This is a genomic window from Thioalkalivibrio sulfidiphilus (genome assembly GCF_000377945.1).
Classification (GTDB): Bacteria; Pseudomonadota; Gammaproteobacteria; order Ectothiorhodospirales; family Ectothiorhodospiraceae; genus Thioalkalivibrio_A; species Thioalkalivibrio_A sulfidiphilus_A.
Genome location: NZ_KB898958.1, coordinates 13,189 through 29,970 on the forward strand (window position 1 = coordinate 13,189; position 16,782 = coordinate 29,970).

The following is a 16,782-nucleotide window of genomic DNA, read 5'->3' on the forward strand; positions in this document are numbered from 1 at the left end:
GCGGGATCCGGGGTCGGGATGACCCTTTGCCGGACGCATGGCGGGAACAGGATGTCTGTGGAATCAGTGTCTTCTGGGCGCGGATTCTTGCCGATCCGCTCCGAAAAAGGGGGGTATGGTATCGGATTCTTCGCCCTGTTTGAATACAAACCGTCCGGGGCGACCCGGCGAAACCCTCTTTTTTCGCGGGTTTTGACCGTCATCCCCTTGTAACGGCCTGATAATTGCTTTGCGGGGCCGGTAACGATAAAGTCAGCGCAGCAGCCAACAAGCTCGCCGAGGGTCACCCGGTGTTCGAGTTGAATCAACAGGTGCTGCGTACCGACGCAGCCGGCATGCCGCTGGAGTGGATCAACTACCAGCAGGCGGTCCGCCTCTACCACGCCGAACAGGTGGCCTACACCTGCGGCACCCTGCTGTATCGCGTGCGCGGCGGCATCTGCGCCGCCACCGGGCGGCAAAGCGTGGTGGAGGTCAATTCTATCATCGCCACCTACGGCTCCAACCGCTCCATCCACGCCGGCTACGTGCCGCCGCTGAACAACCCCGCCCTGTTCAAGCGCGACGCCCACCTGTGCCTCTACTGCGGCCAGCACCACCCGTCCCACGAGTTGTCCCGGGACCACGTCACCCCCATCAGCCAGAATGGCGCCGACCACTGGCGCAACGTGGTGACCGCCTGCAAGCGCTGCAACAACCACAAGGCCGGGCGCACCCCCGAACAGGCCGGCATGCAGCTGCTGGCCGTGCCCTTCGTGCCCACCCATGCCGAATACATCTACCTCCAGGGCCGGCGTATCCTCGCCGACCAGATGGAGTTCCTGCAGTCCCATTTCCCGCGCACCAGCCCGCTACGCCGCCGCACCCTCGCGTAAGAGGCCCGACCCCGGGCCGAAAGCCCTGTTCTCTCGTGGGGCTCCGGAATCAAACCCGAAATCCATCCTCTCACGGAGCCACGGGGACACGGGGATTTCCTGATTAAAAAGCCCTTCTCCGCGCCTCCGCGAGAGAACGGCCTTTGAGGTTCTGACCCAAATATCTTTCCCCCGTGACTCCGTGCCCCCGTGAGAGGATCGCCTTTCGGGGTGCGGGAGGTTCGCGGCGGGGTCGCCGCTCCTACGGAACAGCTTTCGTAGGCCGGATAAGCAAAGCGCATCCGGCATTCCACCCTCGCCCCAGGCTTTGCGCCTTGGCGAGAGACATGGCTTTAGCTATCGAGGCTCCGGAATCAAACCCGAAACCCATCCTCTCACGGAGCCACGGGGACACAGGGTTTTCTGATCAAAGGCCTTTCTCCGCGCCCTGCGCCTCCGCGAGAACATCGACTTTGGGGTTTTGCCCCAAATATCTTTCCCCGTGCCTCCGTGCCCCCGTGAGAGGATCGCCTTTCGGGGTTCGGGAAGTTCGCGGCGGGGTCGCCGCTCCTACGGAACAGGGGCCTTGCAGCGCGTTTGTCTGTATCCTTCGATACATCCCCCCAAACCACGACATCTCCCATGCGCTTCGACGGTGAATCCGACTACCGCCACGGCAGCCCCGAGATCCTGGGCGTGCTGGTCACCAACCTGGGCACCCCCGACGCCCCCACGCCCAAGGCCCTGCGCCGCTATCTGAAGGAGTTCCTCTGGGACCCGCGGGTGGTGGAGATCCCGCGCCCTGCGTGGTGGCTAATCCTCAACGGCATCATCCTCAACGTGCGCCCCAGGCGCAGCGCGAAGCTCTACGAGCAGGTCTGGACCGAGGAGGGCTCGCCCCTGCTGGCCATCGGCCGGCGCCAGGCCGAGGGGCTGGCCACTCGCCTGAGCGAGCGCCTGCCCGGACCGGTGAAGGTGGAACTGGCTATGCGCTACGGGCAGCCCTCCATCGAGAGCGGCCTCATGCGCCTGCGCGAGGCCGGGGCCCGGCGCATCCTGGTGCTGCCCCTGTATCCCCAGTATTCCGGCTCCACCGGCGGCTCCACCTTTGACCAGGTCTCCAAGGTGCTGCGCCGCTGGCGCTGGGTGCCGGGCCTGCGCTTCGTGAGCGATTACCACAGTGACGCCGGTTACCTGGACGCCCTGGCCGAGAGCGTGCGCGCCTACTGGGCCGAGCACGGCCGGGGCGAGAAACTGCTCATGTCCTTCCACGGCGTGCCCAAGCGCTACCTGCTGGCCGGCGACCCCTACCACTGTCAGTGCCACGCCACCGGACGCCTGCTGGCCGAGCGCCTGGGCCTGAAGGACGGCGAGTGGGTGGTGACCTTCCAGTCCCGCTTCGGCAAGGCGGAATGGCTCAAGCCCTACACGGACATGACCGTGAAGGCCCTGGGGGAGGAGAAACTGGGCCGGCTGGACGTGGTCTGCCCCGGCTTCTCCGCCGATTGTCTCGAGACCATCGAGGAGATCGCCGGCGAGAACCGGGAGATCTTCCAGGATGCCGGCGGCGGTGAGTTCCACTACATCCCGGCACTCAACGACCGCCCGGACCACCTGGACGCCCTGGCGGACCTGGTGCTGCGCAACGTCCAGGGCTGGCCCGAGGCCGACCCCGGCTACGACGCCAGCGCCCGCCAGACCGCCGCCGAGGCCAGCCGCGCGCGGGCCCTGGCCATGGGGGCGAAGGATTAAACCTGTCCTCTCGCGGAGACGCGGAGTTATTAAAGCAAATCGTTTTCCCCGTGGCTCCGTGCCCCCGTGAGAGGACCGTCTTTTCGGTTTGCTTCGAGGGGAAAACCCTATGCTCTCACGGAGCCACAGGGACACGGGGTTTTCTGATCAAATACTTTTCTCCGCGCCCCTGCGCCTCCGCGAGAGAACCGCCTTTGCATGTTTTGAACAAAATGACTTTCCTCCGTGGCCCCGTGGCTCCGTGAGAGAACCGCCGTTCGCTTTCCAGAACAACACCGGCCTTTTGCGGTCTGTCCTCTGTAACCTCCGTGCCCTCTGTGGCTGACCGCCCTTCGAGACACCCGACATGCACATCGGCGCCCTGATCATCGGTGACGAGATCCTCTCCGGAAAACGCCGGGACAAGCACCAGGCCTTCCTCACCGGGGCCCTGGCCCAGCGGGGCATGGAGCTGGCCTGGGTGAGGATCGTGGGTGACGACCCGGAGCTGCTCACCCGGACCTTCCGCGAGACCCTGGCCGGCGGCGACCTGGTGCTCTCCTTCGGCGGCATCGGCGCCACCCCCGACGACCGTACCCGCCAGTGCCTGGCGGCCGCCGCCGGGCTGGAGATCACCCGCCACCCGGAGGCGGTGGCAATCCTGGAGGAACGCTTCGGCCCCGACGCCTACCCCAACCGCATCCGCATGGCGGAACTGCCCGAGGGCAGCCGGCTGATCCCCAACCCGGTCAACCAGATCCCCGGGTTCAGCCTGGGCCATCACCACTGCGTGCCCGGCTTCCCCAACATGGCCTGGCCCATGGTGGAGTGGGTTTTGGACACCCATTATCCGCACCTGCACGGCCGGGTGCCGCGCATCGAGCGCCTCTGGCTGCTCAAGGGGGCCCACGAGAGCGAGCTGATCCCCATGATGGAGGAACTGCTCGCCCGCTTCCCCGGCGTGCGCCTCGCCAGCCTGCCCAGCACCGAGCACCGTCAGCAGATCGAGCTGGGGCTGTCCGGGACCACAGAGCCCGTGGAGGCGGCGGCCCGCTGGTTGGAGGCGGCGCTCGAGGAGCGGGGGGTCAACCGGGAGCGCCTGAATTAACAGAACAGGGCCACCGACACCGTCGGGCTTCAGCCCGACGCCGGAGCCCACCGAAGCCACGCCTGTCGGGCTTCAGCCCGACCTACATAGTCCCCTGGCTTTGTTGTCGGTCACCGGGGCGGATGCGGTCTTGCCCTGGGCGCACTGCGACTTCTGAGAAAAGACCCATTCTCTCGCGGAGGCGCGGAGGCGCGGGGAAAGCATTTAGAAAAAACCTCAAAGGCAGTTCTCTCGCGAAGACGCAAAGTCGCAAAGAAATTCATCTATAAAGTGCCTTTCTTCGCGTCTTGGCGGCTTCGCGAGAGATCGGATTTTCGTATTCGGGGCCTCGGAACGAACCCAAAACCCATCCTCTCACGCAGCCACGGAGGCACGGGGTTTTCTGATCAAAGGCTTTTCTCCGCGCCCCCGCGCCTCCGCGAGAGCACCGCCTTTGGTTTTTTTGCCTTTTCTCCGTGGCCCCGTGCCCCCCGTGAGAGGACCGCCTTAGAGGTTTTACGCAGACCGGAGACTTGAAGCCCGCCGGGCGCCCCGGCACACTGCCCGCCACTTGAACAGACGGAGTACAGACCATGCCCCACGACATCCCCGACGACCAGGGCCCCGACCGCAGCCGCAAGGCGGAACGCATCGCCTGGGCCGGTTTCATGGTGTTCCTGGTGGTGGTGCTGTTCATCTACATGCTGCGCGGCGCCGGCCTGGAGAAGGACGTGGCCGCCGCCAACGAGGAGAACCTGCGCCTGCAGATGCATCTCGCCCGCTACCTCAACCGGGAGGTGCAGGTGCGCGCCGACGTGGGCCTGACCAACGAGCAGGTGCGCCGGCTGCACCGCCTGGGGATCACCAATCCCGCCGAGCGCCTGCGCGACGAGCTTCTGAACCAGCCGGAGCTGATCCCCCACGAGCCGGTCCTGGGCGGCACCATGCACTTCCTGCCCGACGGCATCCACGTGCTCAACGACCGCTGGGTGCTGGCCATCTTCGAGGACGGCCACATCCGCGGCCAGATGCTGCTCCAGTACGAGGTGGCGTACGGCAACATCACCTGGCAGGTGATGGACTCCTACCTCGAATGAAGTAAGAAGGGTGAATTGGGAAGTGCGAAGTGAACGGCCTTTTCTTCCCACTTCCCAATTCACCCTTCGTACTTCCAAGCGTCCCCTTGGGCGCCAGCCCCCAAACCGCTAGAATTGGCGTTTAGATCTCCCCATCCACCTCTGCCGGACCCTCCCACCTTGAAAGACCAGCTCCAGGCGCTCATTGAACAGGCCATCGATGCACTCCGTCAGGACGGCACCCTGCCCGGGGACGCCGCCGTGGACGTGCAGGTCACCCGCACCAAGGACAAGGCCCACGGCGATTTCGCCACCAACGTGGCCCTGCAGCTGGCCAAGCCGGCCAGGAAGAAGCCCCGGGACGTGGCCGAGGCCATCGTCGCCCGCCTGCCGGAATCCGGCCTGGTGGCGCGCACCGAGATCGCCGGGCCCGGGTTCATCAACCTGTTCCTGGGCGAGCAGGCGAAGCTGTCCGTGATCGCCACCATCCGCGAGCAGGGCGAGCGCTATGGCCGGAGCCAGCTGGGCGCGGGCAAGAAGGTCCAGGTGGAATTCGTCTCCGCCAACCCCACCGGCCCCCTGCACGTGGGCCACGGGCGCGGCGCCGCCTACGGCGCGGCGGTGGCGGACCTGCTGGAGGCGGTGGGCTTCGACGTGCACCGGGAGTACTACGTCAACGACGCCGGCCGGCAGATGGACATCCTCGCCACCAGCGTGTGGCTGCGCTACCTGGAACTGACGGGCGTGGAACTGCCCTTCCCCACCAACGCCTACCGGGGCGACTACGTCTACGACATCGCCGCCACCCTGCACCGGGAGCACGGCGACCATTACAAGCGCGAGGCGGCGGAGATCCTCGACGGCCTGCCCCCGGACGAACCGGACGGCGGCGACAAGGAGGCCTACATCGACGCCATGATCGCCCGGGCCAAGGAACTGCTGGGCGACAACCACTACCGGTTCGTGTTCGAGCTGGGCCTGAACGTGATCCTGGACGACATCCGGGACGACCTGGCCGAGTTCGGCGTCACCTACGACACCTGGTACTCTGAGCGCTCGCTCACCGACAAGGGCGCCGTGAACCTGGCCATCGAGCGCCTGCGCGAGGCCGGACACCTGTACGAGAAGGACGGCGCCCTGTGGTTCCGCTCCACCGACTTCGGCGACGAGAAGGACCGGGTGGTGCAGCGGGACAACGGCCAGACCACCTATTTCGCCTCGGACATCGCCTACCACATGGACAAGCTGGAGCGCGGCTACGCCCGGGTGGTGGACGTCTGGGGCGCCGACCACCACGGCTACGTGCCCCGGGTGAAGGCGGCGCTCAAGGCCCTGGGCGAGGACGAGACCCGCCTGGACGTGCTGCTGGTGCAGTTCGCCATCCTCTACCGGGGCGGCGAACGGGTGCAGATGTCCACCCGCTCCGGCTCCTTCGTGACCCTGCGGGAACTGCGCGAGGAGGTGGGCAAGGACGCGGCGCGCTTCTTCTACGTGATGCGCCGCTGCGAGCAGCACCTGGACTTCGACCTGGACCTGGCCAAGTCCCAGTCCGCCGACAACCCGGTCTACTACATCCAGTACGCCCACGCCCGGGTGTGCAGCGTGCTGCGCCAGATGGAGGCCAAGGGCCTGAAGCACGACCCGGCCCACGGCGAGGCCAAGCTGTCCCTGCTCACCGAGCCCCACGAGCAGGAGATCCTGGCGACGCTCGCCCGCTTCCCGGAGGTCATCGAGGCCGCCGCCCTGGTGGAGGAACCCCACCAGATCGCCAACTACCTGCGCGAGCTGGCCAACGACTTCCACACCTACTACAACGCCCACCAGTTCCTGGTGGACGAGCCGGCGATCCGTGACGCGCGCCTGAGCCTGATCCTGGCGGTGCGCCAGGTGATCGCCAACGGCCTGGGCCTGCTGGGGGTCTCCGCACCCCAGGAGATGTAATGGCCACCCGGGACTACAAGCATTCCACCAGCCGTAGTCGCAAGAAGAAGTCCAGCGGCGTGCCCGGCTGGGTGTGGGGCGTGGCGGGCCTGACCGTGGGCTTGTTCGCCGCCTTCCTGGTCTACCTGGACGGCCGCGACAGCGCCCCCGCAGAACCCCGGGTGGTCGCCACCCCGGCACCCGCCCCCGCCCCGCGGGAGACCCGGGACGTGCGCCGCCCGCAGGCCGAGGAGATCCCGGCCCCGCCCCGTCCGCGCTTCGACTTCTACACCATGCTGCCGGAGCTGGAAGTGGTGGTCCCCGAACCGGAGACCCGCCCCAGCCGCCCCGGCGAGCCCGCCCCCGCGCCCCAGCGGGTGGAGGAGCCCGGCGTGTACATGCTCCAGGCCGGCTCCTTCCGCCAGTTCCAGGAGGCCGACCGCATGAAGGCCAGCCTGGCCCTGCTCGGGGTGCAGGCGGACATCCAGCGGGTGCAGGTCAATTCCGACACCTGGCACCGGGTGCGCGTCGGCCCCTTCCGGGATACCGCCGAACTCAACAAGGTACGTGAGCGCCTGCACGCCAACCAGATCCAGACCCTGCTCATGAAGCTGCCCGAATCGGGCTGAATACAGGCAGTGGCAAGTGGCAAGTCTCAAGTGGCCAGGAAATTCTCCCTCGCCCTCGGGACAAATCCGCCGGGATCAGCCAGTAGGATGGGTGAAGCGCAGCGCACCCATCAAATCCTGTCGGCATGGGCACGCGTTGCTTTGCCCATCCTACGAAATCTGATCGTGCAGGAGCGGCGACCCCGCCGCGATTGCCCCCGAACTCAATGCAAAGGCAATAAACCTGTCCTCTCACGGAGACACGGGGACACAGGGTTTCCTGATCAAGCGCCTTTCTCTGCGTCCCTGCGCCTCCGCGAGCACATCGGCTTTTTTGGTTGTCTCCCCCGCATCAAAACCATCCTCTCGCAGAGGCGCGGAGGCGCAGGGGAATTCAACAAACTGCTTTTACTCCGTGTCTCCGTGCCCCCGTGAGAGGCCCTGTCTTTGGCTTTTTAAAACCCTATCCTCTCACGGAGCCACAGAGGCACGGGGTTTTCTGATCAAATGCCTTTCCCCGCGTCCCTGCGCCTCCGCGAGAGAATCGCATTTCAGGTTGTTTGAATAAGGAGCCTTTCCTCCGTGGCTCCGTGCCCCCGTGAGAGGATCAGGTTTTCCCTCCCATATCAGCACCGATCCCGCCCCGAAGCGCTACATTCAGAAGATGGAGACACGCGGGGCACCCCCATGCACGAACAACGCCGCAAATTCATCCAGGCCCTGATCGACACACTCAAGCGTGACTTCCGGGAGACCGCCGGCAGCACTGGTCTGGACGCCCCGGACCCGCGCATCCTGGAGGCCATTCGCCAGGTGCCCCGGGACCGCTTCGTGCCGGCGCGCAGCATGGATATGGCCTGGGAGAACACGGCGCTGTCCATCGGCTACGGGCAGACCATTTCCCAGCCCTACGTGGTGGCCCTGATGACCCAGCTCCTGGAACTCACGCCAGAGAGCCGCGTGCTGGAGATCGGCACCGGCTCCGGCTACCAGGCGGCCCTGCTGGGGGAGCTTGCCGTGGAGGTCTACAGCATCGAGGTGGTGCCGGAACTGGCGGCGCAGGCGAAGACCCGACTTGAAGAGATGGGCTACGGCAACGTCCACGTGCGCGCCGGCAATGGCCGGCTGGGCTGGCCCGAGGCGGCGCCCTTCGACGCCGTGATCGTCACCGCCGCCGCCGAGGACATTCCGCCGGCCCTGGTGGATCAGCTTCGCCCCGGCGGGCGCATGGTGATCCCGGTGAACACCGGCTGGTACGGCCAGGACCTGGTCCTGGGCATCAAGGGCGAGGACGGCGAACTCAAGACCCGCAGCATCCTGGCCGTGGTCTTCGTGCCGCTGGTGGGGAAAGAGGATGTCCCGTAGGTTGGGTTTTAAAACCTGTTCTCTCGCAGAGGCGCGGAGGCGCAGGGGTTTTGAAATGAAAAACCATTCCTCCGTGGCTCAGTGTCTCCGTGAGAGGGCCTGGCTTTTGTTTTGAACCTGAGCCTCGAAGCCAAACCCAAAGCCCACACTCTCACGGAGCCACAGAGACACGGGGTTTTCTGATCAAGGTTTTTTCTCCGCGCCTCTGCGCCTCTGCGAGAGAATGGATTTTCGATTTTTTGAACCCAGTGCCTTTCCTCCGTGGCTCCGTACCCCCGTGAGAGGACCCGGTTTTCGTTTCGAACCTAAGCCTCGAAGCCAAACCCAAAACCCATACTCTCACGGAGCCACAGAGACACGGAGAATTATGATCAATAGCCTTTCTCCGCGTCTCTGCGCCTCCGCGAGAGAACCGCATTTAAGGTTTTAACTGCCGGTTAATTCTCCGACCCCACCACCAGGACCGTGCATCCCAGGCGGGTCAGGAGCGGGCGCAGCGCGGCCGCGTGTTGGGCGAGGAAGGCCGCCGGAAGGATCAGGATACGCGGCCGCAGGGACTTGAGACGCGCGAGTATCCGCGTCGCTGAGGGTTCGTCTCCGGAGGTGGCACGCAACGGCATCGCCCGGCGGTCCAGGGCATCGGCCAGGGCCAGGGCGGCATGACCGGCGGGGCTGTCGTCGTAGAGGACACACACGCCGTCCTCGACGGGTCCGCCGGCGACAGGCAAGTGATGGCCGTCATGGCCGAGCACCAGCAGGCTGCCCTCCCCAAGTTCCAGCAGCAATTCCTCCCAGGCGGACTTGCCGGCCGGCGCCAGGGACCAGGGCACCCGTGCGGGCGCGGTCAGTTCCGTGATCATGGCGTTGAGCCGCGCGCTCAGGCCCTCCAGGCTGCGTTGCAGGCTGGCCGTGCTGAGGCGGCGTTCCATGCCGGCCAGCAGGCTGACCTCCGTGGCAAAGGGCAGCGCCGCGGCCCGCGCCAGCTGGGTCTGGGCAAGCACCAGGGCCTGGAACTCGGCCTCGAAGCGGGCGGCCAGGGTCACGGCGAGGGACAGGGTGGCGGGTATCGGCCCGGACACGTCCATGGCCAGCAGGATGCGCTTGAGTCGAAGCTCAGTGAGACGGGTTGTCACTATTGCGTCCCGAGAAGGCCTGGCGCAGTTGCGCCAGGGTGGTCAGCCGCGCCTGCACCCGTGCATTGAGGCTTTCCGGCGGCCATTGCCCGGCCTCGTCGGGCACGCCGGCCTGCAGCCCCGTGAGCAGGGAGGCGGCCTGGTCCACGTGGCTCACCGCATGGACGTGGAAGCGGCCCTCGCGCACCGCCTCCACCACGTCATGGCGCAGCATGAGATGCGGGCGGTTGCTGACCGGGATGATCACGCCCTGGCGGCCCGTGAGCCCCCGGGCGGCGCAGACATCGAAGAAGCCCTCGATCTTCTCGTTCACGCCGCCGATGGCCTGCACCTCGCCGTGCTGATTCACGGAGCCGGTCACCGCCAGGGACTGGCGGATGGGCGCGTCCGCGAGCACCGAGAGCAGGGCACACAGCTCCGCCACCGAGGCGCTGTCTCCCTCCACCATGCCATAAGACTGCTCGAAGGTGAGGCTCGCGGCGAGCGACAGGGGCAGGTCGGTGCTGTAACGCCAGGCCAGATAGCTGGAGAGGATCAGCACGCCCTTGGAATGGATGGCACCGCCCAGTTCCACCTCCCGCTCGATGTCCACCACCTCACCCTCGCCGAGCCGCGCGGTGGCGGTGATGCGCGAGGGGCGGCCAAAGCTGAACTCGCCCAGGCTGATCACCGACAGGCCGTTGACCTGGCCGATGCACTCGCCATCCACGTCCACCAACTGGATGCCGCGCGTAATCTCTTCGTATACCCGCTCACGGATGCGGCTGGCGCGGCGTATACCCGCCGCGACGGCCTGCTGCACATGCTCGGCCTCTACCCGCTCGGCGCCCGCCTTGCCGGCCCAGTAGTCGGCTTCGCGCAACAGGTCGTCCAGACTGCCCATGTGCAAGGACAGGCGCTCGCCGTCCTCGGCGCGCCGCGCGGCCTGCTCGATCACTCGGGCCACCGCATCTCGGCTCAAGGGACGCAGGTTCGCCGTTCTCTGCCGGGCGGCAATCAGGCGCGCATAGAGCCGGGTGGCTTCGTCGTCCCGGCGGATGTCCTCGGAGAAATCCGCAGCCACCTTGAACAGGCGGCCGAACTCCGGATCGTATTCCTGGAGCAGGTAGTAGAGCAGCCGGTCGCCCACCAGGACCACTTTCAGATCCAGCGGGATAGGCTCCGGCTCCAGGGTCGTGGTACTGGCGATGCTGAGCATCGCCTCCAGGGATTCGATGCGCACCTCACGAGCGCGCAGGGCGCGCTTCAAGGCCTGCCAGGAGAAGGGGTGGCTCAGCACCTTGTCCGCGTCGAGGATCAGGTAGCCGCCGTTGGCTCGGGCCAGGGCGCCGGACTTGATGAGGGTAAAATCGGTGACCAGGGTACCGAACTGCACCGTGTGTTCCACGCGACCCACCAGGTTTTGGTAGGTGGGGTTGTCCTCGTAGACCACCGGCGCACCCTCGGAGCGGGCATGGTCCACCAGCAGGTTGATCTTGTAGCGGTTGAGCTGGCGCGCGGCCTGCACGGCGGGGTTGGGACCGCCGCCTTCATCCTCGCCCAGGCTGCGGATCTGGTCGGCATTCTCCAGCAGGTCCTGGCGCAGGGCGTCGATGTAGGCCTGCACCTGGTCCAGATCCTGGTATTTCTTGCGCAGCTCATCCAGGTGCTGATCGAGGGTGAAGCTGGAAACGCTTAAGTTCAGTTCCTTGTGACGCTCGCGCATCTCCCGCTGCCAGCGGGGGATCTGGGCGATGAGCTGTTTGAGATCCTGCTTGAGTTCCTCCACTACCTTCTCGATGGCCTTCTGCTCATCTTCCGGCAGCTTGGCAAAATCGTCGGCGTCCAGGATCTCCCCATCACGGGTGGGTGCCAGGGTGTAGCCCCCCGGGGTGCGCAGCAACACAACTTGCTTGCGCTCGGCCTTCTCGCGCAGGGCGGCGAAGGCCTGCTCGTCGCGTTCCTTGAACTCGTCGTGGATCTCCTGGGCCTGGCTTCGGTAGGCCTCGCTCTGGAAGGCCGAGGCCAGGGCGGTGATGATATCCTCCATGGCCTGTTGCATGTCCCGGCGCAGGGCCTGGCCCATACCCGCGGGCAGGCGCAAGGCGCGGGGTCGGTGGGGGCTCTCGAAATCGTTGATGTAGCACCAGTCGCTGGGCACCAGCCGTTTCGCGGCAACCTCACCCAGCAGCCGGTTCACCAGGCTGCGCTTGCCAAGGCCGGTGGAGCCGAGCACGTAGAGGTTGTAGCCCTCGTGGGCCATCTCGATACCGAAGTCTAGGGCCTCCAGGGCGCGCTCCTGGCCCATGACATGGTCCGCATCGGGGAGATCGACCGTGGTCTCGAAATCCAGCAGGGCCGGATCGCAGGCGTGGAACAGGGCATCCGCAGAAAGCTCTGTGGCGGACGGCTCGTCTGGCGAAGACTTGTTCTTGTGAGATTCCGACATCCTGTGGGGCTCCGGGTTGGGCGCATGCTGGCGACCTTTACCCGGGAACATAGCTCACCACGCGTCCCGGATGCTACAGGGTGAACTCTATGGCCTCCACATCTTGCATATTGCGCAACACGCAACAAATGTACGCCTGGTTCATTCGAATCGGCCTCTCGCCACCTGCAGCCTCAAGGTATCTGCAGTATCCTGTTCATCCCAAATCATCCTGTTCATCCTGTCCATTCCTCTCTTGATCTGCCCCGACACCCTGTCCGCCCTGATCCCCGAGTGCCTGTCCCGGGACCGCGAGGCCCTGGCCCGCGATCTTGCGCGGCTTCAAAAGCGCATCGCCTCGGGCAAGCCCGCCGATCGCATGGCGGCGGACCTGGAAGGCCGCATCGAGGCCTCGCGCCAGGCCCGTGCGGCGCGTCTCGCCTCGTTACCCGAACCCCGCTTCCCCGAGGACCTACCCGTCTCGGCACACCGGGATGAGATCGCCAAGCTCATTTGCGAGCACCCTGTGGTGGTGATCTGCGGCGAGACCGGTTCCGGCAAGACCACCCAGCTGCCCAAGATCTGCCTGGCGCTGGGACGCGGTGTGGACGGACTCATCGGCCACACCCAGCCCCGGCGCATCGCCGCGCGCTCGGTGGCGAGCCGCATCGCCGAGGAGCTGGACTCGCGTATCGGCGAGGCGGTGGGTTTCAAGGTGCGCTTCTCGGACCACACCCGGCCAGAGAGCTATATCAAGCTCATGACCGACGGCATCCTGCTCGCTGAACTGCGCAGCGATCCGGACCTGCGGGCCTACGACACCTTGATCATCGACGAGGCCCACGAGCGCAGCCTGAACATCGACTTCCTGCTGGGCTACCTGAAACGTCTCTTGCCCAGACGCCCGGACCTGAAGCTCATCATCACCTCCGCCACCCTGGACCCGGAGCGCATCGCGACCCACTTCGATGAGGCCCCCATCTACCAAGTGCCGGGACGCACCTACCCGGTGGAGACCCGCTACCGTCCGGTGCAGTCGGAGGACGAGGACAACGAGCGGGACCTAAACACCGCGCTGCTCGAGGCGGTGGACGAGCTGGCCGCCGAGGGGCCGGGCGATGTGCTGGTGTTCCTGCCCGGCGAGCGGGAGATCCGCGAGGCGGCAGAGGCCCTGCGCAAGCATCATCCGAGGCACACGGAGATCCTGCCCCTGTATGCGCGCCTCTCGGCCGCCGAACAGAACAAGGTCTTCGCCCCCCACACGGGCCGGCGGGTGGTGCTGGCCACCAATGTGGCCGAGACCGCGCTCACGGTGCCGGGCATCCGTTACGTGGTGGACACGGGTTTGGTGCGCATTGCCCGCTATGCCTGGCGTTCCCGGGTGCAGCGCCTGTCGCTTGAGCCGGTGTCCCAGGCCTCCGCCAACCAGCGTGCGGGTCGCTGCGGCCGCCTGGGCCCGGGCGTGTGCATCCGGCTCTACGGCGAGGACGATTTCGCCCTGCGCCCCGCGTTCACCGACCCGGAGATCCTGCGCTCCAACCTGGCCTCGGTGATCCTGCAGATGGCCAACCTGGGTCTGGGCGACCCGGAACACTTCCCCTTCGTGGACCCTCCCGACCCGCGCCTGATCCGCGACGGCTTCAAGCTGCTTAGGGAACTGGGCGCGTTGGACGGCAGACACCGCATCACCGATACCGGCCGCAAGCTCGCCCGCCTGCCGGTGGACCCGCGACTGGGCGCCATGCTGCTGGCCGCCGGACGCGAAGGCGCGGTGGTGGAACTGCTGCGCATCGTCGCCTTCCTGGCGATCCAGGACCCCAGGGAGCGCCCCGCGGAGAAACGCCAGGCGGCGGACGAGGCCCACGCCCGCTACCGGGAGCCAGGTTCGGACTTTCTCGGCCTGTTGAAACTCTGGGACGACTGGCGCGAGCAGCAGCGCCACCTCACCAAGGCCAAGCTGCGCGCCTGGTGCCGGGAAAGGTTTCTCTCCTTCATCCGCATGCGTGAATGGCAGGACCTGCACGGGCAACTGCGCCAGGTAATCGGGGAACTGGGGCTAAAGGAAAACCAGCAGCCGGCGGATCCGGATGCCATCCACCGCGCCCTGCTCGCGGGCCTGGTGAGCCAAGTGGGACTGAAGACCGAACGGGGCGATTACCTGGGCGCGCGCAACCGCCGCTTTCACATCCACCCGGCCTCGGGCCTGTTCAAGAAGGCGCCCGCCTGGATCATGGCCGCGGAGATCGCCGAGACCACCAAGGTCTATGCCCGGGAGTGCGCCGCCATCCGTCCCGAGTGGCTGGAGGCGGTCGCACCCCACATGCTCAAGCATCACTACTTCGAACCCCACTTCGAGGAGCGTCGGGGCACCGTGGGCGCCTTCGACCGGGTGACCCTCTACGGGCTCACGGTGAACCCGAAGAAGCGCGTGAACTACGGGCGCATCGACCCCGCCGATGCGCGCCGGGTGTTCATCCGCGAGGGCCTGGTGGCCGGGCGCCTGCGCAGCAACGCAGCGGCGCTCAGGCACAACCTGGCCCTGATCCGGGAGATCGAAGATCTGGAGGCACGGGGCCGGCGCCGGGACCTGCTGGCGGACGAACAGGTGCTCTTCGACTTCTACGACGCCCGCATCCCCGCCGATGTGTACGACGCCGCCTCCTTCGAGCGCTGGCGCAAACAGGCAGAGCGGGAAGACCCGCAGATCCTTAAGCTCAGCCGCGAGGCCCTGCTGCAACAGGACACCGGCACCCTGGGCCCGGAACGCTTCCCCGACCACCTGGAGATCGACGGCCTACGCCTGCCGCTCTCCTATCGTTTCGAGCCCGGCGCCGAGGACGACGGCGTGACGCTCACCGTGCCCCTGGCCGCGCTCAACGGCCTGGATGCCCACGTGGGTGAATGGCTGGTGCCCGGCCTGCTGGAGGAAAAGATCACCGCGCTGATCAAGAGCCTGCCCAAGGGTTTGCGCCGCAACTTCGTGCCCGCGCCGGATTTCGCCCGTGCGAGTCTAGCCCGCATGTCTCACCACCCTTCTGCTGCGGCCGCCGATATGCGCGCTGTGACGGAGCGTGCTCCCTCCAGCCGGCTGGGCGCACCCGACGGCCCGCTGACCGTCGCCCTGTCCCGGGTGCTGCACGCGATCACCGGCGTCGAGATCCCCGCCGATGCCTGGCGCCCGGAGACCCTCGAACCGCACCTGCAACTGCGCTACCGTGTGGTGGACGAGAACGGCCAGACCCTGGCCACCGGCCGGGACCTTGCTGAGCTGCGTGACCGGCTCTCCGGCCGGGCCCGGGAAAGCTTCGCCGCCCAGCGACCCCGGGGATTCGAACGGGAGGGACTCACGGACTGGGACTTCGGAGAACTGCCGGAACACGTGAGTTTCGAACAGCACGGTGCGCAGCTGCGCGGCTACCCGGCCCTGGCCGATCGCATTGACCATGTGGATCTCGTCCTGGCCGATAGCCCCGCCAAGGCGCGCCAGATCCACCGGGCAGGGCTCAGGCGCCTGTTCATGCTACGCGCCCGAGAGCCAGTGAAATACCTCTACCGCAACCTCCCCGGCATCCAGACCCTATGCCTGCAGTACAACCCCGTGGACCGCTGCGACGCGCTCAAGGACGACCTGGTGTTCGCCAGCGTGGAACGGGTGTTCATGGCCGAGCCCTGGCCCCGGGACCGGGAAGACTTCGTGTCCCGACTCGAAGCGGGCCGCGGCGAGCTGGTGTCCGAGACCCAGGCCCTGTGCGAGCTGGCCGCGCGCATCCTCGGCCCCTACCAGCGCATCCGCGCGCGGCTCAAGGGCAGCCTGCCCCTGTCCTGGATAGAGGCGGCCGCCGACATCCGCGACCAGCTGGATCACTTGGTGCGGCCGCGCTTCGTGCTGGAGACACCGCGCCCGAGGCTGGAGCAGTTCCCCCGCTATCTCGCCGCCATCGAGAAACGCCTGGAGCGCCTGGATCATGCCCCCGACAAGGACCGGCGCATGCGCGTGGACGTGGAACCTTTATGGGAGGACTGCAAGGCGCGGCTCGCCGCTGCGGGTGATGCGCCGTCCGAGTCGCTGGTGCATTATCGCTGGCTCATCGAGGAACTGCGCGTGGGTCTGTTCGCCCAGGAATTGGGCACCATCGAGAAGGCCTCGGTGAAGCGGGTAGAGGAGGCGCGCAAGGCCTTGGAGAAGGGGTGAGATCGCTGAACCCGAAAGCCATCCTCTCGCGAAGACGCGAAGGCGCCAAGAAAGTCGATCTAAGGAATTTCTGTGCGTCTTGGCGGCTTTGCGAGAGATAAGGTTTTCTGTGAAGTTCCGAAGCCGGGCAACACCCTGTTCTCTCACGGCGACACGGGGGCACGGGGTTTCCTGATCAAGCGCCTTCCTCTGCGTCCCTGCGCCTCCGCGAGAGCATCTTGCCTTGGGTTTCCTGGCACTTAACCCGCATATCTCGCCGGTCGGACTATGCGCTCAGACTGATCCACGAAATCCTAGCCCGCATATCTCACCACCGTTCGTAGCGAGGGCGTCGAGATACCGCTGTGACGGGGCGCGCGGAGCACAAGACGGCGCCGGCGTAGCCGACACTACGTCAAGCCGGCTGAAG

10 protein-coding genes are annotated in these 16,782 nt (G+C 66.4%); 8 read left to right on the forward strand and 2 right to left on the reverse strand.

Annotated features, from left to right (window positions below):
* Positions 1–335: 335 nt before the first annotated feature.
* The 7 genes from D580_RS0112950 to D580_RS0112980 all read left to right on the forward strand — a co-directional run bounded on the left by D580_RS0112950 (position 336) and on the right by D580_RS0112980 (position 8,641).
* Positions 336–875 carry an HNH endonuclease gene (locus tag D580_RS0112950; protein ID WP_051081817.1) on the forward strand — a complete coding sequence of 180 codons (540 nt, stop codon included), beginning with the start codon at positions 336–338 and terminating at the stop codon, positions 873–875.
* Between the two features lie 621 nt (positions 876–1,496).
* Positions 1,497–2,606, forward strand: coding sequence for a ferrochelatase (gene hemH / locus D580_RS0112955; protein ID WP_018954799.1), 1,110 nt, complete (start codon positions 1,497–1,499; stop codon positions 2,604–2,606).
* A gap of 346 nt (positions 2,607–2,952) precedes the next feature.
* Complete coding sequence (locus D580_RS0112960; protein WP_018954800.1) at positions 2,953–3,693, forward strand: competence/damage-inducible protein A; 741 nt, start codon at positions 2,953–2,955, stop codon at positions 3,691–3,693.
* A gap of 572 nt (positions 3,694–4,265) precedes the next feature.
* Entirely contained in the window at positions 4,266–4,769 is a 504-nt protein-coding gene (locus tag D580_RS0112965) for a hypothetical protein (protein WP_018954801.1), read from the forward strand.
* Positions 4,770–4,928: 159 nt separating this feature from the next.
* Complete coding sequence (gene argS / locus D580_RS0112970; protein WP_018954802.1) at positions 4,929–6,689, forward strand: arginine--tRNA ligase; 1,761 nt, start codon at positions 4,929–4,931, stop codon at positions 6,687–6,689.
* Positions 6,689–7,297: an SPOR domain-containing protein gene (locus tag D580_RS0112975; RefSeq protein ID WP_018954803.1), complete on the forward strand. Its 609-nt coding sequence runs from the start codon at positions 6,689–6,691 to the stop codon at positions 7,295–7,297. Before argS ends, D580_RS0112975 begins: the two co-directional genes overlap by 1 nt.
* Before the next feature lie 666 nt (positions 7,298–7,963).
* Complete coding sequence (locus D580_RS0112980; RefSeq protein ID WP_018954804.1) at positions 7,964–8,641, forward strand: protein-L-isoaspartate(D-aspartate) O-methyltransferase; 678 nt, start codon at positions 7,964–7,966, stop codon at positions 8,639–8,641.
* 437 nt (positions 8,642–9,078) lie between these two features.
* Here D580_RS0112980 and D580_RS0112985 read toward each other — a convergent pair whose 3' ends face one another.
* Positions 9,079–9,774, reverse strand: a complete 696-nt coding sequence (locus D580_RS0112985; protein ID WP_018954805.1) for a hypothetical protein — start codon at positions 9,772–9,774, stop codon at positions 9,079–9,081.
* Positions 9,755–12,202, reverse strand: a complete 2,448-nt coding sequence (locus D580_RS0112990; protein ID WP_018954806.1) for a Lon protease family protein — start codon at positions 12,200–12,202, stop codon at positions 9,755–9,757. Before D580_RS0112990 ends, D580_RS0112985 begins: the two co-directional genes overlap by 20 nt.
* A 235-nt stretch (positions 12,203–12,437) precedes the next feature.
* On the opposite strand from D580_RS0112990, the gene hrpA reads away from it, so the two are divergent.
* Entirely contained in the window at positions 12,438–16,373 is a 3,936-nt protein-coding gene (gene hrpA, locus D580_RS0112995) for an ATP-dependent RNA helicase HrpA (RefSeq protein ID WP_018954807.1), read from the forward strand.
* Positions 16,374–16,782 lie beyond the last annotated feature (409 nt).

Coding starts and splice junctions, on each gene's coding strand:
- D580_RS0112950 (WP_051081817.1), top strand. CDS start 336: ATGCCGCTGGAGTGGATCAACTACCAGCAGGCGGTCCGCCTCTACCAC.
- hemH (WP_018954799.1), top strand. CDS start 1,497: ATGCGCTTCGACGGTGAATCCGACTACCGCCACGGCAGCCCCGAGATC.
- D580_RS0112960 (WP_018954800.1), top strand. CDS start 2,953: ATGCACATCGGCGCCCTGATCATCGGTGACGAGATCCTCTCCGGAAAA.
- D580_RS0112965 (WP_018954801.1), top strand. CDS start 4,266: ATGCCCCACGACATCCCCGACGACCAGGGCCCCGACCGCAGCCGCAAG.
- D580_RS0112975 (WP_018954803.1), top strand. CDS start 6,689: ATGGCCACCCGGGACTACAAGCATTCCACCAGCCGTAGTCGCAAGAAG.
- D580_RS0112980 (WP_018954804.1), top strand. CDS start 7,964: ATGCACGAACAACGCCGCAAATTCATCCAGGCCCTGATCGACACACTC.
- D580_RS0112990 (WP_018954806.1), bottom strand. CDS start 12,202: ATGTCGGAATCTCACAAGAACAAGTCTTCGCCAGACGAGCCGTCCGCC.